This window comes from Arcanobacterium phocae, assembly GCF_018913465.1.
Taxonomy (GTDB): domain Bacteria; phylum Actinomycetota; class Actinomycetes; order Actinomycetales; family Actinomycetaceae; genus Arcanobacterium; species Arcanobacterium phocae_A.
In genome coordinates, this window is the sequence record NZ_JABAPM010000003.1 from 14,441 (window position 1) to 36,284 (window position 21,844).

Here is a 21,844-nt window from a genome sequence, read left to right on the forward strand (position 1 = left end):
TTATGCCTTCTTCGTCGTCGATTTCTTCGTCGTCGCCTTAGTAGCCGTCTTCTTTTTCGCGGTAGCCTTCTTCTTCCCGGCACCACTAACAGTCCGCTTAGTGGCATTGCGCTTCTTCGGACCGCCCTGCTCGGCAATCTTCAATCGTCGCTGAACAAGCAAATCCTGCGCCCGCTCCGCCGTAATCTGGTTCGGATCTTCAGAACGTGGCAACGACGCATTCGTCTCACCATCGGTGACGTAAAGACCGAAGCGGCCATCTTTCAGCAAAATTGTTCCACCCGAAACCGGATCTTTACCTAACTCAGCTAACGGTGGTTGCGCCTGACGCTTTCCACGTTGCTTCGGTTGAGCAAAAATCTCCTTGGCCTGATCGAGAGTAATCGTAAAGATTTGTTCCTCAGATTCTAGCGACCGCGAATCAGACCCCTTCTTCATATACGGACCAAACCGGCCATTGTGAATCGTCACAGGTTCATCGTCTAACTCACCAAGTTCACGCGGCAAAGACAACAACTGCAACGCCTGATCAATCGTCACCGTTTCCGGATCCATCGACTTAAATAGCGATGCTGTTGCTGGCTTCGGCTTAACCTTCGAGATTTTCCCGGTAGGAGTGAGCTGCACGGCGTCGTCGGGAACAACTTCTGAAACATACGGACCAAACCGGCCATCTTTGACGACGACGTCCCAGCCTTTCTCGTTCTGACCCAAAACTCGATCTTCAGCCATAGCAGTATCAAGAATCTCGTGAGCACGCTCAACCGTGAGCTCGTCTGGCGAAACATCAGTTGGCACTGAGGCGCGTTTCCCGGGTGTTCCATCTGGATTCGTCTGCTCCAAATATGGACCATAGCGACCCACCCGCACTGCGATGGAATCGCCGATTTCAATCGTGTTCACTGCACGAGCGTCAATGTCACCCAAGCCATCAACCTGTGCTTGCAAGCCCTGCTTGCCGTTATCACCGCGATAGAAATTACCCAAATACTCCACTGGGTTTTCATTACCGGCAGCGATCTTATCCAGATCCTCTTCCATATCCGCGGTGAAGTCATAGTTCACCAAATCAGGAAGGTTCTCTTCGAGCAAACGGATAACTGCGAACGCCAACCAAGTTGGCACTAGTGCTTGACCTTTACGATCCACATAGCCACGATCCGTAATAGTAGAAATTGTTGCCGCATAAGTTGATGGGCGACCAATCCCTTTTTCTTCCAAGGTTTTCACCAACGAAGCTTCAGTGTAGCGTGGCGGTGGCGCAGTTTCGTGACCCCCAGCTTGCGAGCTAATATTATGGATCTTTTCGCCTTCGCTCAGCTCTGGCAATCGCGATTCGGCTTGTTCTTCATAACGTTTCTTATCTTTGCCTTCTTCATAGGCAGCCATGAAACCAGGGAAGGTAATAATTGTTCCCGAAGCACCTAACTGTGCTTGGTTGCCACCATTACCGCCTAGATCTGCAACCATCCGAACGGACGCCGTTGAACCGGTAGCGTCTGCCATCTGCGAGGCAACTGTTCGTTTCCAGATCAATTCGTAGAGTTCATACTCGCGGCCACGCAACTGGTTAGCAACTTGCGCTGGGGTACGGAACGAATCGCCAGCTGGGCGAATAGCTTCGTGGGCTTCTTGCGCGCCCTTCGACTTTGTTGCATATGCCCGTGGCTTGTCCGGTAACGAGGCTGCCCCATACATTTCTTTGATCTGGGAACGTGCGGCCTGCACCGCTTGCGACGACAAATTCACCGAATCGGTACGCATGTAGGTGATAAAACCATTTTCATACAAGGACTGCGCCACTCGCATCGTATCGCGTGAGTTCATGTGTAGCTTACGCGATGCTTCCTGCTGCAACGTTGACGTTGTAAACGGCGCTGCTGGACGACGACGATACGGTTTCGTCTCAACCCGTACCACCTGAGACGTACCGTGGCTTAACGCATCCGCGATAGTCTTGGCATCGTCTTGATTGAGAACGCGAACGCCATCGGCTACCGACTTTGGTTTGAGAGAGCCGTCGTCGTTAAAATCTTTTCCGACCGCAACGCGAGCGCCGTCGACGTCGAGAAGTTTCGCAGAAAAAGCTTCACTGTCTTTTTGCAGATCAACCGAAACGTCCCAGTATCCGGCTGGAACAAAAGCCATCCGCTCACGTTCGCGCTCAACGATAAGCCGCGTCGTTACTGACTGGACTCGCCCAGCAGACAAACTCGGCGCAACTTTACGCCAGAGCAACGGCGAAACTTCATACCCCACCAAGCGATCCAAAATTCGCCGTGTTTCTTGCGCGTCAACCAACTTCGTATCAACATCACGAGTGGCCTCCAACGCACGCTGAATCGCCTCTTTAGTAATTTCGTGGAACACCATGCGCTTAACCGGAATCTTCGGCTTAAGAACTTCGAGCAGATGCCAAGCAATGGCTTCCCCCTCGCGGTCCTCATCAGTTGCGAGCCAGAGTTCGTCGGCCTTCTTCAACGCCGCCTTGAGTTCACTGACTTTCTTCTTCTTATCCGGGTTCACCACATAATACGGCTCGAAATTGTTCTCCACATTCACTGCAAACTTACCGAATGGACCCTTTTTCATGTCCGCCGGCAGATCTGACGGCTTCGGCAAATCACGAATGTGTCCAATACTGGCAGTCACATCGTACTCATCGCCCAAATAGTTGGCGATAGTGCGCGCCTTGGCAGGAGACTCTACAATCACGAGCTTAGTCACGTTACATCCTTATATATAGGAAAGGAATCGGTTCTGGTTGTAAACATACCTCATGTTCGGTTCGAAAACCCACAGCAATCCACAGACTCATCGTTTATCCACCGGCTGGAGCATCCCCAACCGGACCATGTGCATAACTTTTGGCAACAAGGATGAACGCACCTCCGGGGCTGGTATTTCCAAGAGCTGAGCTAGCGCGTCACAAATTTGACCAACCGTTAATTCTCCGTCGCAAACTGAGACAAAACCAGCCAATGCTGTGTCCGCCTGGATCTGATCCGCGAAACCATTCTTCGGTGCAAAACTGATCAGCCACGGATCCGTTTCTCCCGGATGATAACGACGATGTTCTTCCACATTCGTATTTGTTAAACGTAACGAAGACAACGTTTCCTCAGTAGTCTCCCGAGCTGACCACAAGAGTTCCAAAGCACCCTGCACATCGGCAGGCATACCACCGCGCAGATCGTGGAAAACTTGCCACGGCAGCCGCCCCTCGCCGTCGCGCTGCACCAGCACATAACCAAATCCAACATGAGAAACTGCGCGTGCCTGAAAATCGGTCAGCCACGCCCGATAAGCTTTGGCATAGTCGGCATGCCCGACACGCAAACCGCCGTCGTGCAACCACATTTCCACATAGCTATCAGCCGGAATTACCTCGCGTTGAATAACGACCGCATCCAAGTGCTGCGATGCAAGCCATGCGCGCGGATGTTCCGACCAGTCTGGAACGTCACCACCGATCTCCCAGTTCGCCAACATATACGCCGAACCATCAGGCGCTAAACATGTTCCCAAACCAGCAACCACGTCCGCCGCCAACGTATCACCCGGGACACCGCCATCACGATATTCGAGAGTACCTAAGTTATCCCGTACCTCACCGGGCGTGATCACAAACGGCGGATTAGAGACGACGACGTCGAACTGCGAACCAGCAACCGGTTCAAACAGCGAACCCAACCGGGTTTCAATCTCAACCTCATTCAGTGCCGCATTGAACTGTGCATAGTCGAGCGCGCGGGCAGAAATATCGGTAGCCACCGCATGCGCACCCGCTTTTGCCGCAAGAATTGCATGAATCCCGCACCCAGTTCCCAAATCCAACACCTGTTGGCCCGGCTCATAATGAGCAAGACCGGCAAGGGTGCGAGTCGCTCCGCCCACACCCATCACATGATCGGTGTTATGCCGTGCTCCTTGGAGTGAACCCCGATCAGAGGCAATCCAGACCAGTTCCTCACCAGCAGCCACCGGCACAAGCTGACACCGTGCCCGCACCCCATCATCGGTACGTTCCAATAGCTCTGCCAAACCATCGCAACCATCAGCGTCACGGTAGGTGCACGGAATCGCGAGCGCAACGTCGTCGTCCGATAGGGTATCGCCTGTCCACCACAATCGGACAAGTAGCCCCAACTGACCACCAACTCGTTCGACAGCAAGCTGTGCCGGCACGGCTTCGTCACGTCCCAGAGCCGCGAGCGCCTCTTCGCCCAAGGTTTCCGCAATGTGATCGAGGGTGTAGTTACGCAGATCGGCCCGCAAGGCATCAAAAAACTGGAAATCTTTCATAGCACTATTATGCCGGGCGAATCACTGCAGTCGTAAACCCAGCTTGTTCTACCTGAGCTACGAGGCCCTCCCATGTATGCCGCCATGCCGGCAGATCCCACTCGCGTGCTTGTTCTTGGAACTGCGCTGATGTGCCGCGCTCGCGGGCCTCTTGGAGTGCAAAATTCTCAACCCCGCGCTCCCGTAACGCGCTGATGATATCCGGTAACTCGCGGGCAACAGTGGAACCTGGGTAGACGGTTGTTCGCACCTCGTAGGTGAGCGGCTGATTCGTTGTACGACGACGATCCACGTCAGCTAACAAAATATCAAGGCACTGCCAAGCTTTAGCTCCCGCATCGACCCCGATAATAGGACGGTAGCCAGTGGCGCTAGCTTTGATGTCTAAACCCACCCAATCGACGTCGGACACCACGTCGGCAAACCGCGCCGGATAGGCTCCGGCAGTATGTAGTCCGATCCGAAATCCGAGCTCGCGTACCTCTTGGATTGCTGGAACCAACGCCGGCTGACGGGTCGCTTCCCCACCGCTAAACACCACGCCGTCGAGCAGGCCCCGGCGGCGTTCCAAAAAAGCTCGCACGTCCTCCCATGCAACTTGGCCATTTGCACGTGGATCCATCAGCTCCGTGTTTTGACAATACACGCATGACCACGGGCAGCCCTGCAAGAAAACAGATGCGCACAGTGCGCCTGGCCAATCGATCGTTGACAACGGAACATAGCCGGCAATCGCAAGGTCAGACGCACTGGTTACTGTGGTAGGCATTTATGACAGAGCTTTCTCCACGAACATCTTCCGCTCCGCATATTCGCCTTTCTTGCCAATGTTGAAGGATTGAACTGGCCGGAAGTAGCCCATCACGCGCGTCCACACTTCACACTTTTGCGGTTCAGCCTCGGGACGGGTCTGTGCGCAGGTCGGGCAGGTTTCGTGCTCACCCTTGAGGTATCCGTGGACAGGGCAAATCGAGAATGTTGGTGTGATCGTGATGTATGGCAAGGAGAACCGAGTCAAAGCGCGCCGAATGATTTCCTTGCATGCATCCGGGGATGAGATCGCTTCGTTCATATACAAGTGAAGGACGGTGCCGCCAGTGTACTTGCACTGTAACTCATCTTGTAGTTCAAGAGCTTCGAATGCATCGTCCGTGAAGCCCACCGGCAACTGCGAAGAATTGGTGTAATACGGCTGGTCAGGGGTACCGGCCTGAATAATATTCGGATAGCGCTTGGCATCTTCTTTTGCCAGCCGGTAGGTGGTGCCCTCAGCCGGGGTTGCTTCGAGGTTGTACAGATTTCCGGTGCGCTCCTGGAAATCGACGAGGCGCGCATTAATATGATCAAGCATGTCAGCCACCATGGCGTGTCCGCGTTCATCAGTGATGTCGAATTCATCAAGGGTGAAGTTGCGAACCATCTCATTCATACCGTTAACACCGATGGTTGAGAAGTGATTGTTAAGTGTGCCGAGGTAGCGCTGGGAGTACGGGTATAGCCCACCGTCCATAAACCCTTGAACTGCTTGACGACGACGCTCAAGCGTATCGCAAGCCACCTCCAGCAGTGTGTCCAATCGTTCGTACAGACGCGGCAAATCACCAGCATATAGATAGCCCAAGCGAGCCATGTTCATGGTGACTACGCCGATGGAACCGGTTAATTCAGCTGAGCCAAACAGTCCGTTTCCGCGCTTGAGCAGCTCACGCATATCCAGTTGCAGGCGACAACACATGGAACGAATCATGCCCGGATCGAGCTCGGAGTTGATGAAGTTTTGGAAGTAGGGCAGGCCGTATTTTGCAGTCATTGCAAACAAAAGCGTGGCGTTTTCGGAGTCCCATTCAAAATCTTTAGTGATGTTGTAGGTAGGAATCGGGAAGGTAAATACGCGGCCGTTGGCATCGCCTTCGATCATGACTTCCATATAGGCACGGTTGATCATAGCCATTTCTTCGGCAAGTTCGCCATAGGTGAAGTCGCAGAGCTCATCTCCGATGATTGGGTTTTGTTCTGCGAGGTCTGCTGGGCAGTTCCAGTCGAAGGTGAGGTTTGTGAACGGACATTGGCTGCCCCACCGTGATGGCACGTTGAGGTTGTAGATCAATTCTTGGATATTTTGTTTAACATCGTCAAACGAAAGCTGATCGAGCCGCACGAAGGGTGCCATGTAGGTGTCGAAAGAGGAGAATGCCTGAGCTCCTGCCCATTCATTTTGCAGAGTGCCGAGGAAGTTGACGATCTGACCACAGGCAGAAGAGAAATGCTTAGGCGGGTTGGACGCGATAGCTCCAGAAACACCGTTGAAGCCTTCTTCTAGAAGACGGCGAAGGGACCAGCCAGCACAATAACCAGAGAGCATATCGAGATCATGGATGTGAAAATCTCCGTCACGGTGAGCCTGGCCAGCTTCATCGGAGAAAACCTCATCAAGCCAATAGTTGGCAACCATTTTTCCGGCGTTGTTAAGTATCAAACCACCGAGGGAATAATCTTGGTTGGCATTGGCATTCACGCGCCAATCTGAACGTGTGATGTATTCCTGGATCGATTCGACTGGGTCAATATGATGTTTCATCATCATGCCTCTCTACTTCACCGTTTCTTGTCCCATCAGCGTACCTTAATCACTATATGTAGACATAGCTAAACACACCCACCCCACATATAGTGATAGTGTCGCTAAAAAATCTCAGCGTTAAACTATGGCTAAAACTCGCGGAGGACACACCTCCTCACTCAAAAGTTCACTATTTCATTATGACTCACGTCACTTTTTGGGACGTTGGACTGTATCATCTAGCGAGCCGATTTGGTTAAAAAATGAGACACTACGTTCATGACTTCCTTGCCTGAATCGTTTTCTGAATTCATCACGGGCCATATCCAGATCCCACCACGCGAACCACGCTATGGACGATGGGGAAAAGTTGTACCGGAAGCAGTTCAGAGCACACTCAAGCAATACGGAGTTATGCGCCCGTGGCTACATCAGGCTCGAGCAATCGAGACTCTTGCCCACGGTTCTAACGTCGTGGTTGCCACTGGAACCGGTTCTGGAAAATCCCTTGTTGCATGGGTTCCTGCCCTTAGTATGCTCACTAATTTTTCGACGTCAACATCGTTATCTAACCACACTCACCGGCCAACAACTTTATATCTTTCTCCTACAAAAGCCCTCGGCGCAGATCAACGCACAAACCTCGAACAGTTAGCCACCGCCCTCGATCCCCATATTACTGTTGCCTCAGCGGATGGTGACTGCGATACTGCGGCTCGCCGTTTTGCTCGAGACTACGGCGATATTGTGCTAACTAACCCTGACTTTCTCCATTATTCGATGCTCAGCAGACATACTCAGTGGGCACGGTTATGGCGTGGACTGACCTACATTGTGGTAGACGAGTTCCATCACTACCGAGGAAACTTTGGCGCAAATGTCGCGCTTATTTTACGGCGCACGTTGCGCATCGCTGCTCACTATGGCGCCCATCCGCGCATCATTTTCCTTTCTGCAACAGTTCATAATCCTGCGCATGCAGCTCAGCGGTTCTTGGGTGATGCCTTCGGTCCAGTAGTTGCAATAACTGAGGACGGGTCACCGGCCGGCCCGCGCGATATTTACACAATGACTGGTAGCGACAATTCCTATGAACAAGCTAGTGACCTTGCTGCCGAACTCGTGGCAAGTGGAAATCAACTGTTGACGTTTGTTCGTTCCCGATCAGGCACCGAACGAGTTGCGGAATTAATCCGCGAAAAACTCGGCAATATTTCGCCAGAGTTGAGTTCCCACGTAGCAGCGTATCGTGGCGGATATTTACCAGAAGAGCGACGTGAGTTAGAATCCCAGTTACGCAGCGGGAAGATTCGTGCGCTTGCTACAACTTCAGCTTTAGAACTCGGTATTGATATTGCTGGATTAGATTGCGTAGTCGTGACCGGCTGGCCGGGGACTCATGCATCTTTCCAACAACAAATTGGCCGAGCTGGACGCTCCGGCACAACTGGCTTAGCAGTTTTTATCGCTCGCGACAATCCACTCGACCAGTTCATCGCTAGTCACCCGGAGATGCTCCGATCTCACGGCACAGAGTCACCTACCTTCGATCCAACCAATCCTTGGATTTTGCCAGCACATCTGGCTGCTGCCGCACATGAGCTTCCCTTAACATCGCAAGATTTACCAATCTTCTCACTCACTGACACCAAATCACTTGATGATATGACCGCTGCAGATCTGCTACGTCAACGACCACGTGGTTGGTTCTGGAATACCGCTACCCGAATAGATCCTCACGGCCTCTTAGACCTACGCGAAGCAGGTCATACTATTTCCATCGTCAATTCCGCAGACGGAAGTGTGCTTGGGACAGTCGACGCTGCACAGGCAGACACCACCGTATTTCCTGGCGCGATCTATCTTCACCAAGGGGCACCTTTTGAGATCGAAGGCGCAACGGAGGACACTGTTCTGGCCCATCCAGCTCCAGACACAGATATCCGCACCTATGCTCGTACTGAAACAAGCGTTGACATCGTCTCTACTACGCACCGCTTTACCCTCCCTGATGGACAGTGGTGCTACGGAATGGTCAATGTTCGCTCACAAGTAGTTGGCTATGACGTGCGCCGAGTAAGTGACGGCGTTTTTCTTGGCACTGTTCCATTGGAACTTCCTGTTCGCGAATTTGTCACGGCAGGAACCTGGCTGACGCTTAACGAGTCTCTTACCAGAAAAACTGGGATCTCAACAGCAAACTTACCGGGAGCGTTACATGCCGCGGAACATACAATGATCGCGCTGCTTCCGTTACTTGCCACCTGTGACCGTTGGGATATAGGCGGATTATCCACCGCTGTCCATCCACAGACAACACAACCAACTATCATCATTCACGATGCTATTCCGGGCGGTTCCGGCGCCGCCTTGCGAGGATTTTACGCCGGACCGCACTGGTTAAAAACAACGTTGGAAACATTGACTACGTGTCCATGCGTGGACGGATGCCCATCATGTGTCCAATCGCCCAAGTGCGGCAACAACAACAATCCATTATCGAAAGACGACGCTTTGTTACTCACGGCAGCAGGGCTGGATCAATTTCATAACGCGGCCCAGCAGTGGCCTTGGCATGAAAATCAAGACGAATCCATCCTAACTGCGGGTGACTTGTAGCTAGAATACTGACTTTAGCTCCAGCAACTGAACAAGAAAGATCCATCCCTGCGGCAAGCTGGCTCGCAACTTGGCAAGCACGCTGAGAGTCAGAAGTTTCCCGATACACTTGAGCTGCAGATAGCGCCGCCAAATCCGTTACATCTTGAATGTCTTGCTGGCGTTCACCAGCCCACCCAAGCCCAGTTAATACTCCACCCAGAGCAAGCAGTACTGTCATCACCCCGATCATTAAAACTGTAGTTGACCCAACTTCTGTTATGTGCTCTTTACTATTACTCATCTGGTTCCATCACCACCTGACGAGAACCAGATAGTTCTACTCCTAGCCAAGTCATAAAAGTTGGAACTTTTTTAACCACAGTAATATTGGCGTACGGACCAAAACGATTAATTCGTACTTCATCGCCTCGCGCTTCTACCTGCGATACAAGCCCATTTACTGCACCTTCACCATGCAGTGCATATTCACGCGAAATTTCGCGGGCCTGATGCTCTGCTTCCGTCACATACATCCAGCCGATCAACGGCATAGAAATCATGACGATAACTGCAAGTAGCGGACCAATACTCAGGGCGGTTTCAACGCTCACCATCCCCGGTTCACGATCTTTATTCATTCTAATTCCCCTAGAGTTACATACCTTTCTGTGGTGACCACGCTTGGTAGCCACCACAGAAAATCGTTGCGATTATTAGGTAATCAGGTACATCATCGGACGAGGACTACCCAATAAAAGATCGAAACAGAAATTTAAAGAGTGCGGCAAATAATTCTCTGAACCAATCTTGCTGGGCAATCCAGATTAGGACACCAGCAATACTCGTTGTAGCAACTGTCCCCACTGCATATTCAGCCGATACCATGCCATCCTCTACTCGCGACCACGGCTGTTTCCGTAGGCGTTTCACTAGAGCTTTCATTCCATTCTCCTTTATTGTTTGATAATGTTTAGTCACGTTTGGTGACATTTTTAGTATGTCAAACACTCACCGACTTTTAGGCCTAGATCCCAAACCCGTGGATTTCTTTTTTACTTTCAGAGTTTGTGGAAAACTCATATCCACTACTTCCCTACCACAAGGTTGCTGCCGCACCAGCAACCACTGGCACAACACCAAGAATCACAAATGCAGGAAGGAAGCACAGCCCCAACGGCAACACTAACGTTGCCCCGAGCCGAGCAGCTGCCTCTTTTGCACGACGCGCTTGTGTAAGCCGTAGTGTTCGCGCACCACGCTCCAACAGCGGTAGCGGTGCAACACCGTCAACCCAAGCAGGCTGGAGCGTTTGGGCGAGAATATCGAAGCCCTCAACGCCTTCCCACGCTTCCTTCCACGAAGCTCCCATGACCAGCATGTTCGCCACTTCATGTAGTTTCTCTCCTGGACTAGACCTCAGACCAACCTCGATCCCAGTCAAGGCACTACCTAGACTACGTAAAACGTCTGGAACAGAGTTTCCAGATAATAAAGTAGCGGCCGCAACATCTAGCACGACCGCCATATCAACTCGCCCGATCCGAGGCTTATTCACTGTCAGGGGTTTTCGAATTGGAGCAACCATCACGAATCCCATCATGATTGCAAGCACAACCAGCATTTATAGTTCCTCACTTTCCTTCCGGGCTCTAACAACTAATCTCCGCACCCACCACAAACCGGCACATTCGGCACCTAGTCCAAGTAGTAAGACGCCAAACCCTACGAGAGACGAAAGAAAAAACTCAATGGGGTGCGCGCCTAGTAAAGTTCCGAAACCAATTCCCACGATTGGTAAAAACGCCAACATAAAGGCAGACGTTTGCGGTCCCGCTAGCGCAATGTCACGAGCCGCCACTGCTTCACCAGCTTCAGTTATCCCATTGGCACACGAATCCAACACATCAGCCACCGGAGCTCCAGTACCCTGAGACATCCGACAAACCAAGAAAGCAGCCGGCAGTGCCGACGTCGTAGCTGGCGGAATTCGACGTCGTTTTCGCTGCCACCACGATAAATTCCATATCTGCTGTAATGGCACTGGGACGCCGTCGTCGGACAAAAATCGGCCACCGGTCTCCCCGGCATAGCCTTCATCGATACCGCACTGACGTAACGTACGCTGCCAGGCCTGCTCTACCGAAGAACCAGAACGCAACCGCGTTGCTACCTCTGACATCACCATTCCCATGTCCATATTTCGCGACTTTTTCCTTGCCGGTTTCCGACGACGACGTAGCCCTACACGCACAGCTCTTTCCGAAATACTAGGCACACTCACGAATGCCACAACCGCAATCACAACAACGATAAACATCCTGCTCCTAACCGCTTCGATAGACGTTGGACTCCCGGTCCAGCCGTAACTTTCCCATCAGTCACTGTCAGGGCAGGTTCGCTTACGAGTTCTCCACCAACGCGGCTTAAAGTGGCAATCTCTGCTATCCCACGCCACGGTCCACGACGTTCCACATGGATCACCGCGTCTAAAGCACTTGCCGCTTGTGCCGCAACAGTTCCTTCATTCATATGCGCCAACGCACCCAACGCCACCAATCGAGCTGGCACATCACGTGCCGAATTTGCATGGATCGTTGCCCATCCTCCCTCATGCCCCGTATTGAGTGCACCAAGCACATCGCGTACCTCTGCTCCACGGCACTCGCCGAGCACAATCCGATCTGGACGCATACGCATTGCAGCACGCACCAAATCGCTCATTGTCACTTCGCCAGCTCCTTGAACATTTGCGCGGCGCACCTGCATATGAACCACATGCGGATGCTCTGGTGCTAACTCCGCTGATTCTTCGATAATCAATATGCGTTCTCGATGCGATATCCGGCTTAGCATCGCGTTGAGAAAAGTGGTTTTTCCAGCACCCGTAGCACCCGAAATAATCACATTGGCCTTGTGTTGTACCATCGCTTCAATTACGGGGACAAGCTGGTGCGGAACCGAACCTGCCTGAGCCAATTCTTCAAGTGGCATCACCTGGGCCCGATGAGTACGTAACGAAATCAACGTACCAGAGGCAGATAGCGGCGGTATTACCGCATGCAGTCGGACACCTGAGGCAAATGTGCCATCAACAATTGGACTGGAATCATCTAAGCGCTGCCCACATAAAGCAGCCAAGCGGACCGCGAGCGCACGCACGCCAGCGCTAGTCATTAGCATGGCATCGTCACGATGGATCTTGACCGCAGTCATACCCGCTCCCCGGTCAACCCAAACATTTCTTGGTCCATTGACTACTACATCGGTTACGCGCGGATCTTCCAACAGCGGCCCAATCGTTGCTCCAGCACCGATAACTTCGTGGCGGACCTGAGCATCTGCAGCTGCGACATCATCACTAGTAAGCAGATCGTGTTGCGCTCGAATTGCTTGAGCTTGGCTGTCCCCAGCAGCCAAGCGACGCCGGATCATAGCGATCTGTTGAACTGATAAACGCATTATGACGCCACTGATTCTTTAATGACAGTCCACAATCGATTAATATCTTTCCCCGTTTTAGATGTTGCCCGGTCTCCAGGAACTAAACCGTGATCGCAATCAGCTCGCATGGATCGCATTCGTCTAACCCCATACACGTCGCCATATTCTAAGGAGGTCGCCACGTGGTCTGCTTCAAGATGTGATTTCACTGTGTTGGCAACAATAATTGGACGTACCTGCGCGCCGATTTCCTGATTTTTAATTCGGCAGGCGTCCACATTTGCCACCGATGGACCGGTCACTAATATAAGAACGTCGCACCAACGCAACCAATCGCGTTGGCTATCCCAATCAGTTCCCATGACCCCCATATCGAGGAATGTCCAGGCATGGACTTGAGCCAGTGCCGAAATAATACCCGAACAGCTACGAGGGAACTCCGCGTGATCGCCTTCATTACTTGCAAGAACATGCACACCGTGCCAATTAGCGAGGGAATCTGCCAATTTTCCAGGCAATAGTGTGCCTCGCACATGTCCAACATCGAGCCGAGAGCGACCTTCGCACGCCGAACCCAAGAGCATTTGCCACGAATCCGATGCCCGATTGAGATCAGCAAGCGCTACCGGGTTTCCCTCACTACTGGCCAATCGGGAGAGCCAAGCTGCCAGGCTAGATACCCCCGCGCCCCCATGTGCTCCAGCTAGACCAACAACTGTTCCTCGAACGGTAGCGCCAACAGAGCTCATCAGCGCCATAACATCGGCCGCATCATCACGAATATGGAATTTGGCTATGCCACGAGCAAAATACGAGGCGAACATATCGTGGAACTGTGCTGTCACCATCAGCGGGGTAGTACCGTGCGATTGGAACGTTAAAACCCCGTCTACAGTCCGATCCGATTCCGGGACAGATTGAAAATCTAGCCCGACTATCTGTGCTAATCGGCGTAGTTCGGTTTCTATGTTTTCGTCATTGCCACGATATAGCACTGAGACTAGTTCTAGTTCGGGCACTTTGTGCGTCGTCGTTTTCATGTAATCCACTGTGCGCTACCTGACGCATCTGTCGTGCGCCAGAATCAAAATCCGTGGAAAACGTAAATTATCCACAGTTTTTCTGCATGGTCTGCCTAACTTTTCCGCCGAAACACCGGCAACTTCGCAGAAATATTGCCGTGATAACGATAGCGTGGAACTAACAAGTAATAGGAGGAATCGTGACTACACCAAACGATCCGTATAACTCGGCCACCCCACGGCCATTTGATGACGACGACATTCTCGCTCCAATCGCTGAGAATCCCGAACGCCCGCTGCCAAAGGCTACGCCCGAACAAGTCGGTGCGGACATGGTAGTGACTGATGACGCTCCAGACTTCGGCGAACTGGCACCTATTCCTCAGCCACAAACAACAGCCGAACCACACTACAGCGCTAATGAATTTGCACTCGACGAACCGTACAGCACCATGCCAGATCCAGATCTACCGGCGGCGTCGTCGAACACACAAGCCAACCCGAATCCAACGCTAGGTAACTTCCTCGGGGAGCCAGTGGCCACTCCAGTAGCCTCTGTGCCTGTCGAAACAAGTGCTCCCGAGCCAGTATCACCAACGCGCACGTCGGTCATGGAAGGTCCCGACGGTGAACCAACATTTGCCGATACCCACGACGATTGGGGAACGGACCCCGGCGACCTCGACTCCATCCCAGATGAGCCGAAAGGTCGTGGCTGGCTACACGTAGGCGGATTCTTCCTCACCATTTTGCTACTTCCAGTGGCCTGGTATTTTATTTCCGACGCCGGAGCTCGCCTTTACCTGGTTGACAACAACCCGTGGGAAACCAAGTCCTTCGCACTATTCCCGTTCGTTGAACTAATCGGCGGATTAGCAGTCATCACCCTGATCTGGCTGACTGCTCGGGCAACATCTCTTGGCGCACAATTCTGGGGCGCAATCATCACACTATGTGGACTAGCTGCCCTGATCACGCCGGCGTCAGCACAACGCGCAATTACATGGCTCGATAACCAGATCGGTAGCTACAACGCGTTCACCGGCAACGTCATTCACCACATCGAACTCGATTTCGGCACCGGCCGGGTTGCGATTCTTGGATTCATGCTCTTCATGACCGGCATCGTGGCACACGCAGCTCGCCGTCGTGGCCAAGTTTACGCAACCGCAATAACACGACGTGAGCTCATGCTCCCTGCTGAATCCACCGAGTCAACCGAGAACAACTAAGTTATCTGAAAGATCAGCTCGCTATGCCCGCCGATATCACCTGTGTTACTCTCCCCGGCCCATGGGAGCACCGGTTAATCCAAGCTAACGGAGCACAATTCCATATTGTGAGTGCCGGAGAATACTCCGAGTCCAAACCTCTCGTGATGCTCATCCACGGATTTCCACAATATTGGTGGGCATGGCGGCACCAGATTGCCGCAATCGCTGAAGCCGGCTACCAAGTCGTAGCTATTGATCAACGCGGCATCGGCGGATCTGACAAAACACCACGGTCAGAAGACGGTTTTACGTTAGCTAATGACCTCATCAAAATTGTGCATACGCTCGGTGCCCGCAAAGCCATACTCGTTGGGCAAGGTCGCGGCGGCGCACTAGCATGGTCAGCAGCGTCAATGGAACCAGAGCTCTTTGCCGGGCTCATGACCTTCTCCTCGCCACATCCGCGCACACTACAGCGCATCGGAACGCATGTAACTCTGCGCACCTGGAAATATGCGCTCGTTACCGCATCTCGTTCACTGTCAAAACGCGCCTTACTTGACGAAAACCGTATTCAGCGGATGCTCCGCGAATGGTCAGCCCCCGGAAACATGGGTGCCGTAAGCGAAGCCCATAACTATGCGCAGGCGTTAGCCCTGCCAATGGCAGCAGATATCGCCGTCGATCAACTGCGGTGGACGTATCTTGCCCAGCAGCGCCCGTCCGGTCGTGCATATTTACGCGAATCGGCGCACGCTATTAAAATTCCAGTCTTCACAGTTCGCGGCGAATATGATCCGCTACTTCCTGCCCGAGCATGGAGTAAAGACACCGAATTTGCTATCGGGGATTATCAACACGTCGTTATTGCGAACGCTGGCCATTTTGTTCCCGAAGAAGCTCCAAATCAAGCAACCTCGCTGATTGTGGACTTCCTACACCGTATTGCCGGGTAAATTATTCGCTATCGAAACTGGGACAAATATCTGCCAGTGGGCATTCTAGGCATGCAGGTTTACGCGAATGGCACACTTGCCGGCCATGATCTATCACCCGGTGACAAATCGTAGTCCACTGCGGCTGTGGCAAAATCTTCGCCAGTTCCATTTCAGCTTTAACCGGATCCGTTTCTCGGGTCCATCCCCAGCGCCGCGATAACCGGCCAACATGGGTATCAACCGTGATCCCGGGGATCCCAAACGCGTTCCCAAGCACCACATTTGCGGTTTTACGTCCCACTCCCGGCAACGTAATTAATTCTTCGAGCGTGGCTGGCACTACGCCATCGAACCGTTCTATCAAACCGTTGGCAAGCCCATTAAGCGAGCGCGCTTTGGCGCGATAAAATCCAAGCGGATGCAAAATTTCTTCCAGCACCTCTAATGGTGCGCCGGCCATCGTCGTCGGATCCGGAAAATTAGCAAACAACGTTGGGGTCACCGAGTTGACTCGCGCATCAGTTGTTTGCGCAGACAGCACAGTGGCCACTAGCAGTTCGAAAGCATTACGATGCACCAACGCACACGCCGAATCTGGATAGTTTTCAGCTAGGCGATCTAAGATAACTGCCGCTTGTTCGCGCCGACCAGCTAACGAACGCGGCCGGGGCGGAAAACGCCGCGGGCGACCCTTTTTCGATTGTGCCATGCATTTCTCCTTCGCTTATAAGCCTAAATGCCACACCTAGCAAACACCTATTTAACGATTTTATTGACCCAAATCTTCCGTTAAGCGTGCCTAATGCGCTAAAACGTGGCAAACTTAGTTACGTATGACCTCGCACACACGCGCAGGTCTTGTCCTAGAAGCCGTTACTATTGAAAGGAATTCGGATGGATTCCACCGTTTTGGCTCATGTAGAGCTTTTCCGGGAATTGGACGACGCCGATCGCGCCGATCTTCTCTCCCTCATGTCCGAGACCACTTTGAAGCGTGGCGAATCGCTTTTCCACGAAGGTGATTCGGGAGACCGTCTCTACGTAGTCACTGACGGTAAAGTCAAACTCTCCCATACCGCTGACGATGGTCGCGAGAACCTTATTGCAGTTCTCGGCCCTGGCGAAATCATTGGTGAACTCACCCTTTTTGATTTGGGTGCACGCTCCTCAACTGTCACCGCTATTGCAGCTACCAGCCTGCTGTCCTTGTCTCACAAGGACATGATGACCTACATTGATTCCCACCCAGCAATGGCGAAGTCGATGTTGCGGGAGTTGGCTCGTCGGTTACGTACCACGAATCAGCAGATGGCAGATTTGGTGTTCTCCGACGTTCCTGGCCGTGTTGCCAAGGCATTGTTGGATTTGGCTGAGCGCTTCGGTGAACGTACCCAAGAAGGTATTTACGTTGCGCACGATCTAACTCAGGAAGAGCTGGCTCACTTGGTTGGTGCTTCGCGTGAGACCGTGAATAAGTCACTGGCTGACTTCACGTCACGTGGTTGGATTCGTCTTGAGGGTCGCGCAGTTTTGTTGATTCAGGTTCAGCGCCTGCAGCGTCGCGCTCACTGATATCGTACTTTCACTATTCGGGGGATGGACTTAACGGCCCATCCCCCGAATTGTGTTGTCAATTGTACGACGACGGCGAATTACGCCCTGTTGTCGAAAGTTATTGCTTTTCACGCTTCATATAGGCAACGGGGTTCTGACTGCCGTTGGGTCCAGGAACTACGGTAACGAGTTCCCATCCGTCCTCGCCCCATTGGTCAAGGATTGCTTTCGTATTGTGTACTAATAACGGCAACGTAGCATATTCAAATTTCTTCATAACTCTAGCCTACTGGCAAAATGCTGATCACGGAATATGCAATTTTATCCGAGCCGGGGAACTCTTCCAGCGCGTAATTCGACTGCGAATTGTTCAGTGGAATTATTCAAGCGTTCAAACCAATTATCTTCATCAGGGTAGCGGCGATGTATTGCACGCCGTTCACGTTCTGTTAAACCACCCCATACCCCGAAAGTAGCATGCGAGTTTAGCGCATCGGCTAAACATTCCAACCGTACTGGGCAGGAAAAACATACGTTGCGCGCTTGCCGTTGGGCAGCTCCACGAACGAAAAGTGAATCAGGATCCATCGTGGCACATGCCGCATGAACAGCCCATGTTTGCTCTTCATATGCCAAACTCATATCGAAAACCTTCCGATTAAGGCTCCGTTGCCTTATAATCTCGTGACCTATACCACTACCATGGTAGCGGTTTACCAGGGAAAATTCACATCGATATTTTTACCAAGATAGTCTACGTCACGCGCACAGAAGTCATTTTGGCAGTATTCTAAACATATGCCTAATCATTCACGGAACTTAACGACGCAGCAAGCATTAGCAGCTCTGCTGTCTTTCTTCATGCTTTGTGGACTGGGCGGTAGCCTGTTGGCGGCAATGGCAATTCCAGTTGCTGCCACCTCTGGAACCGCAGTAAACGCAGTGACAAAGATATTTGACGATTTACCTACGGAGATTGACTTCACCACGCCATCCGAGGTGTCAACGATCGTCGCTGCAGATGGTACGAAGCTTGCTAGTTTTTATTCCGAGAACCGCATTGTTGTCGCTTCCGAAAATATTTCGCAGTTCATAAAAGACGCTGCCGTTTCGGTGGAAGATCAACGTTTTTATCAGCACAACGGAATTGATGCACAAGGAATTTTAGGCGCCGCGTTTTCTAATTTGACTGGCTCGCAACTAGCTGGTGGCTCTACGATCACCCAGCAGTACGTGAAAAATGCGTTGATCGAAAAGGGTCGTATTGCCGACGATGACGAACAGATCGCCGCCGCCACTGAGCAAACTATTGCACGAAAGCTCAACGAAGCCCGGTATGCAGTAGCTGTAGAAAATCAGATGTCCAAGGACGAGATTCTCACCGCTTATTTGAATATTGCTCAGTTCGGCCCCTCCCAGTATGGCGTTGAAGCAGCATCGCGTTACTATTTCTCGAAATCAGCTAAAGATGTGACGTTGGAACAAGCAGCAATGCTTGCAGGTATCACCCAGGCACCAGGCCGGTGGGATCCGGTGACTAACCCAGAAGGGGCACTCAAGCGTCGAAACATCGTGTTAGGCACGATGCTTGAACAAAAGTACATTGATCAAGAACAATACGATGCCGCTTCAGCTGTATCAATTGAGGACATGTTGCAGGTTTCGCCGTCGTATAACGGTTGTGCCGAAGCCGGAATCTCCGCATACTTCTGTGAATACGTGGTACGCGATGTACTCAATTCTGACTTGCTCGGCAAGACTCGTGACGAGCGAATTCAAAAACTTTATCGCGGTGGTCTAACCATCCATACCACAATCAACCCATCGGATCAGCAGGCTGCTTACGATTCGATTGTTGCTCAGGTTCCAGTTGGCGATCCGTCCGGAATTGATATTGCTCTTTCATCGGTTGAGCCAGGTACCGGAAAGATCCGTGCCATGGTTCAAAATCGTCCATTTGGCAACCCTTCGGAAGAACAGCCCACTGCTACTAAGGTCAATAACAACGTTGGCGAAGACATGGGCGGTGGTGCTGGATTCCAGGCTGGTTCTACTTTCAAGGTCTTCACTTTAGTTGACTGGATCGCTAAGGGACACAGCCCAAACGACGTCGTCACCGGTGATCGCACTATTACAATTCCGGCACAAGACTGGAAGATTTCATGCGCCCCGGGGTTTGCGGCTACATTTAGCCCTACTAATAACCTTGGAATCGGATATGGCCGGGTAACAGTAGCAAATGCAACTCGTGACTCGTTGAATACTTCGTTTGCTCAAATGTCATCCAAACTCGATCTGTGTGACATTACGAAAACCGCCGCATCTATGGGAGTACGGCGTGGATCCTATGTTGATCCTGAACTTGCTAAAGAAGTAAAAGATGCCGGCATGCAAGGCGTGAAGGAAGGCGATATTGCCCCGATTCTTCCGCGCCCTTCGCAAGTACTCGGTGTCAACCCAGTTATCCCACTGTCGATGGCTTCAGCAGTTGCTACGCTTGCCGCAGAAGGTAACGCCTGTACCCCGCATTCATTTACCCAAATTACCGATAGCAATGGGAAAGTTATTGCCGAGCAACAACCAGAATGTCAACAGGTCATCGATAAAGATGTAGCCCGTACCACCACAACCGTGCTCCAGCGTGTTGTGCAACCCGGTGGTACCGGTGCTACTGCTCAACTCGCGGGCGGTCGTCCGTCTGCCGGCAAGACCGGTACCGGTGATGATTCCTTCCATGCGTGGCATATTGGCTACACTCCACAATTAGCATCGGCAGTATGGACTGGTCATATGAACGGCAATATTCCAATGCTTGACGTTACTGTTAACGGGCGATTCCACAAGATCGTTTACGGTGGTAGTTTGGCTGGACCGGCCTTCAAGTCGTATATGAACGCGGCACTAGCTAATCAGCCAATTGTCCAGTTCACTCGTCCATCAAAGCCAATTAAGGCGGTAGCAAAAGCAGATTCAGAGAATAAAAACGAAGAGGGAACTACTATTCCGTCAGTTATTGGTATGACTGAGTCAGATGCTGTTTCGACGTTACAATCCGCCGGATATGTGGTGGCAGTCGGATCTGATTATTCTGATCAGCCAGTTGGACAGGTAGCTCGCCAAGAACCTAGTGGCCATGCCGAACCGGGTAGTCAAATCAATCTGTGGCTATCGATCGGTCCTCGTCCATGAAAAATATTGCGACCCGTATTCTTGGCGCACTCACAGTCGCTGGAGCGTTATCGCTATGCGGAGCGCTAATTCACGCTCAGTCATATCAGGTTCGACGTCGGACCGTTATTCTCCCGCGTACCAAGAGCCAAAAGAACGCTACCACTGCGTCAACGCTACGCATCGTACATATTTCAGATACTCATTTGCTGGCTCATCAACGTCGCCGGCGGGCTTTCTTAGAATCTCTGGCTGAGTTAAGTCCAGATTTCATTGTTCTTACCGGCGATCTTATCGCGGCTGATTCTGCGATCCCTGCGATATTAGCCGATCTAGAACCATTGTTGTCCGTCCCTGGTGCTTTTGTCTTTGGTTCAAATGATTACTTTGGCCCGGAGCTAAAGAATCCACTACGTTATTTGCGAGGACATACTGGGACAGATGTAGAAAAGAAAGCGTCAGCGGGCCATCGCTTAGCGACCGAGGAACTGAGATCTGGTTTAACAAGCGGCGGTTGGATTGATCTTAATAATGCAAGACACCAGCTGAATGTCAACGATTGGACGCTTGACCTAGTAGGCATTGATGATCCCCATATTGGACTGCATCAGATGCCTCAGCCGCGTGAAACAACACGGGGTTCTGCTGGCTCCTATCTACGCCTTGCGCTCGCGCATGCTCCTTATACGTGGGTGCTGGATATGCTGGACGACGACGACGCTATTCTCGCTTTTGCTGGGCATACACATGGCGGCCAGGTCAATCTTCCCGGCTCTCATGCCCTTGTCACTAACTGCGATCTCCCTCGCAGGTACGCTAATGGTTTGTTTGAATGGCCGCCGCCGAAAAATCACTTAGAAGAACCACATGTAGTGAAGCGCAACGGAACAGTCGTCGCACAAGATAACATGCTGGTTAATGTTTCAGCAGGCATCGGCACTTCACCTTTTACTCCTATTAGAACGTTTTGCGCTCCGGAGGCAATCGTTCTTGACATTGTTTCAGTGTGATCTCTTCCGCAGGCTGAAAGCACGGATTTCC

General features: G+C 51.9%; 20 protein-coding genes. 6 read left to right on the forward strand and 14 right to left on the reverse strand.

Going from position 1 to position 21,844, the window contains the following annotated elements; translation table 11 throughout:
- The 4 genes from topA to KSO86_RS04505 form a co-directional block, all read right to left on the reverse strand.
- Positions 1–2,727, reverse strand: coding sequence for a type I DNA topoisomerase (gene topA / locus KSO86_RS04490; protein ID WP_216378412.1), 2,727 nt, complete (start codon positions 2,725–2,727; stop codon positions 1–3).
- A gap of 87 nt (positions 2,728–2,814) precedes the next feature.
- Positions 2,815–4,305, reverse strand: a complete 1,491-nt coding sequence (locus KSO86_RS04495; RefSeq protein ID WP_216378413.1) for a DUF7059 domain-containing protein — start codon at positions 4,303–4,305, stop codon at positions 2,815–2,817.
- A 7-nt stretch (positions 4,306–4,312) separates the two neighbouring features.
- The gene (locus KSO86_RS04500) at positions 4,313–5,074 is read right to left on the reverse strand and encodes an anaerobic ribonucleoside-triphosphate reductase activating protein (RefSeq protein WP_216378414.1); all 762 of its coding nucleotides are present in this window, start codon (positions 5,072–5,074) and stop codon (positions 4,313–4,315) included.
- A complete protein-coding gene (locus KSO86_RS04505) occupies positions 5,075–6,883 on the reverse strand; it encodes a ribonucleoside triphosphate reductase (RefSeq protein ID WP_216378791.1) in 1,809 nt (602 codons plus the stop codon).
- Between the two features lie 261 nt (positions 6,884–7,144).
- On the opposite strand from KSO86_RS04505, the gene KSO86_RS04510 reads away from it, so the two are divergent.
- Positions 7,145–9,484 (forward strand): DEAD/DEAH box helicase, encoded by a 2,340-nt coding sequence (locus KSO86_RS04510; RefSeq protein ID WP_216378415.1) that lies wholly within the window; start codon positions 7,145–7,147, stop codon positions 9,482–9,484.
- Here KSO86_RS04510 and KSO86_RS04515 read toward each other — a convergent pair.
- The 7 genes from KSO86_RS04515 to KSO86_RS04545 form a co-directional block, all read right to left on the reverse strand.
- Positions 9,387–9,767 carry an Rv3654c family TadE-like protein gene (locus KSO86_RS04515; protein ID WP_216378416.1) on the reverse strand — a complete coding sequence of 127 codons (381 nt, stop codon included), beginning with the start codon at positions 9,765–9,767 and terminating at the stop codon, positions 9,387–9,389. The two genes, KSO86_RS04510 and KSO86_RS04515, sit on opposite strands and share 98 nt — an antisense overlap.
- Entirely contained in the window at positions 9,760–10,104 is a 345-nt protein-coding gene (locus KSO86_RS04520) for a hypothetical protein (RefSeq protein WP_216378417.1), read from the reverse strand. Before KSO86_RS04520 ends, KSO86_RS04515 begins: the two co-directional genes overlap by 8 nt.
- A 106-nt stretch (positions 10,105–10,210) precedes the next feature.
- Positions 10,211–10,408: a DUF4244 domain-containing protein gene (locus KSO86_RS04525; protein WP_216378418.1), complete on the reverse strand. Its 198-nt coding sequence runs from the start codon at positions 10,406–10,408 to the stop codon at positions 10,211–10,213.
- A gap of 151 nt (positions 10,409–10,559) precedes the next feature.
- Positions 10,560–11,087 carry a type II secretion system F family protein gene (locus KSO86_RS04530; RefSeq protein ID WP_216378419.1) on the reverse strand — a complete coding sequence of 176 codons (528 nt, stop codon included), beginning with the start codon at positions 11,085–11,087 and terminating at the stop codon, positions 10,560–10,562.
- Positions 11,088–11,783 (reverse strand): type II secretion system F family protein, encoded by a 696-nt coding sequence (locus tag KSO86_RS04535; RefSeq protein WP_216378420.1) that lies wholly within the window; start codon positions 11,781–11,783, stop codon positions 11,088–11,090.
- A complete protein-coding gene (locus KSO86_RS04540; RefSeq protein ID WP_216378421.1) occupies positions 11,765–12,925 on the reverse strand; it encodes a TadA family conjugal transfer-associated ATPase in 1,161 nt (386 codons plus the stop codon). The genes KSO86_RS04535 and KSO86_RS04540 overlap by 19 nt, the downstream gene beginning before the upstream one ends.
- Positions 12,925–13,947 (reverse strand): CpaE/TadZ family protein, encoded by a 1,023-nt coding sequence (locus KSO86_RS04545; protein ID WP_216378422.1) that lies wholly within the window; start codon positions 13,945–13,947, stop codon positions 12,925–12,927. Before KSO86_RS04545 ends, KSO86_RS04540 begins: the two co-directional genes overlap by 1 nt.
- Positions 13,948–14,129: 182 nt before the next feature.
- On the opposite strand from KSO86_RS04545, the gene KSO86_RS04550 reads away from it, so the two are divergent.
- Positions 14,130–15,161 (forward strand): hypothetical protein, encoded by a 1,032-nt coding sequence (locus KSO86_RS04550; RefSeq protein ID WP_216378423.1) that lies wholly within the window; start codon positions 14,130–14,132, stop codon positions 15,159–15,161.
- A 23-nt stretch (positions 15,162–15,184) separates the two neighbouring features.
- Positions 15,185–16,099, forward strand: a complete 915-nt coding sequence (locus KSO86_RS04555; RefSeq protein ID WP_216378424.1) for an alpha/beta fold hydrolase — start codon at positions 15,185–15,187, stop codon at positions 16,097–16,099.
- A 1-nt stretch (position 16,100) separates the two neighbouring features.
- Here the strand turns inward: KSO86_RS04555 and nth are convergent, their stop codons facing one another.
- Positions 16,101–16,790: an endonuclease III gene (gene nth, locus KSO86_RS04560; protein ID WP_216378425.1), complete on the reverse strand. Its 690-nt coding sequence runs from the start codon at positions 16,788–16,790 to the stop codon at positions 16,101–16,103.
- A gap of 185 nt (positions 16,791–16,975) precedes the next feature.
- On the opposite strand from nth, the gene KSO86_RS04565 reads away from it, so the two are divergent.
- Positions 16,976–17,653 carry a Crp/Fnr family transcriptional regulator gene (locus KSO86_RS04565; RefSeq protein ID WP_091279747.1) on the forward strand — a complete coding sequence of 226 codons (678 nt, stop codon included), beginning with the start codon at positions 16,976–16,978 and terminating at the stop codon, positions 17,651–17,653.
- A gap of 100 nt (positions 17,654–17,753) precedes the next feature.
- Here KSO86_RS04565 and sp36 read toward each other — a convergent pair whose 3' ends face one another.
- Positions 17,754–17,912: a Sp36 family protein gene (gene sp36, locus KSO86_RS04570; protein WP_216378426.1), complete on the reverse strand. Its 159-nt coding sequence runs from the start codon at positions 17,910–17,912 to the stop codon at positions 17,754–17,756.
- A gap of 44 nt (positions 17,913–17,956) precedes the next feature.
- Entirely contained in the window at positions 17,957–18,277 is a 321-nt protein-coding gene (locus KSO86_RS04575; protein ID WP_216378427.1) for a WhiB family transcriptional regulator, read from the reverse strand.
- A gap of 156 nt (positions 18,278–18,433) precedes the next feature.
- Between KSO86_RS04575 and KSO86_RS04580 the strand changes: the two genes are divergently transcribed.
- Both KSO86_RS04580 and KSO86_RS04585 read left to right on the forward strand, forming a co-directional pair.
- On the forward strand, positions 18,434–20,824 hold the full coding sequence (locus KSO86_RS04580; protein WP_216378428.1) for a penicillin-binding protein: 2,391 nt from the start codon (positions 18,434–18,436) through the stop codon (positions 20,822–20,824).
- A complete protein-coding gene (locus KSO86_RS04585; RefSeq protein WP_216378429.1) occupies positions 20,797–21,813 on the forward strand; it encodes a metallophosphoesterase in 1,017 nt (338 codons plus the stop codon). Before KSO86_RS04580 ends, KSO86_RS04585 begins: the two co-directional genes overlap by 28 nt.
- Positions 21,814–21,844: the final 31 nt, after the last annotated feature.

What these genes read in the sequence shown, in the direction of transcription:
- KSO86_RS04565 (WP_091279747.1), top strand. Translation starts at nt 16,976, where the DNA reads ATGGATTCCACCGTTTTGGCTCATGTAGAGCTTTTCCGGGAATTGGAC.
- KSO86_RS04495 (WP_216378413.1), bottom strand. Translation starts at nt 4,305, where the DNA reads ATGAAAGATTTCCAGTTTTTTGATGCCTTGCGGGCCGATCTGCGTAAC.
- KSO86_RS04510 (WP_216378415.1), top strand. Translation starts at nt 7,145, where the DNA reads ATGACTTCCTTGCCTGAATCGTTTTCTGAATTCATCACGGGCCATATC.
- KSO86_RS04555 (WP_216378424.1), top strand. Translation starts at nt 15,185, where the DNA reads ATGCCCGCCGATATCACCTGTGTTACTCTCCCCGGCCCATGGGAGCAC.
- KSO86_RS04520 (WP_216378417.1), bottom strand. Translation starts at nt 10,104, where the DNA reads ATGAATAAAGATCGTGAACCGGGGATGGTGAGCGTTGAAACCGCCCTG.
- KSO86_RS04545 (WP_216378422.1), bottom strand. Translation starts at nt 13,947, where the DNA reads ATGAAAACGACGACGCACAAAGTGCCCGAACTAGAACTAGTCTCAGTG.
- KSO86_RS04530 (WP_216378419.1), bottom strand. Translation starts at nt 11,087, where the DNA reads ATGCTGGTTGTGCTTGCAATCATGATGGGATTCGTGATGGTTGCTCCA.
- KSO86_RS04515 (WP_216378416.1), bottom strand. Translation starts at nt 9,767, where the DNA reads ATGAGTAATAGTAAAGAGCACATAACAGAAGTTGGGTCAACTACAGTT.
- KSO86_RS04540 (WP_216378421.1), bottom strand. Translation starts at nt 12,925, where the DNA reads ATGCGTTTATCAGTTCAACAGATCGCTATGATCCGGCGTCGCTTGGCT.
- KSO86_RS04535 (WP_216378420.1), bottom strand. Translation starts at nt 11,783, where the DNA reads ATGTTTATCGTTGTTGTGATTGCGGTTGTGGCATTCGTGAGTGTGCCT.
- nth (WP_216378425.1), bottom strand. Translation starts at nt 16,790, where the DNA reads ATGGCACAATCGAAAAAGGGTCGCCCGCGGCGTTTTCCGCCCCGGCCG.
- KSO86_RS04525 (WP_216378418.1), bottom strand. Translation starts at nt 10,408, where the DNA reads ATGAAAGCTCTAGTGAAACGCCTACGGAAACAGCCGTGGTCGCGAGTA.
- KSO86_RS04500 (WP_216378414.1), bottom strand. Translation starts at nt 5,074, where the DNA reads ATGCCTACCACAGTAACCAGTGCGTCTGACCTTGCGATTGCCGGCTAT.
- KSO86_RS04580 (WP_216378428.1), top strand. Translation starts at nt 18,434, where the DNA reads ATGCCTAATCATTCACGGAACTTAACGACGCAGCAAGCATTAGCAGCT.
- sp36 (WP_216378426.1), bottom strand. Translation starts at nt 17,912, where the DNA reads ATGAAGAAATTTGAATATGCTACGTTGCCGTTATTAGTACACAATACG.
- KSO86_RS04505 (WP_216378791.1), bottom strand. Translation starts at nt 6,883, where the DNA reads ATGAAACATCATATTGACCCAGTCGAATCGATCCAGGAATACATCACA.
- KSO86_RS04575 (WP_216378427.1), bottom strand. Translation starts at nt 18,277, where the DNA reads ATGAGTTTGGCATATGAAGAGCAAACATGGGCTGTTCATGCGGCATGT.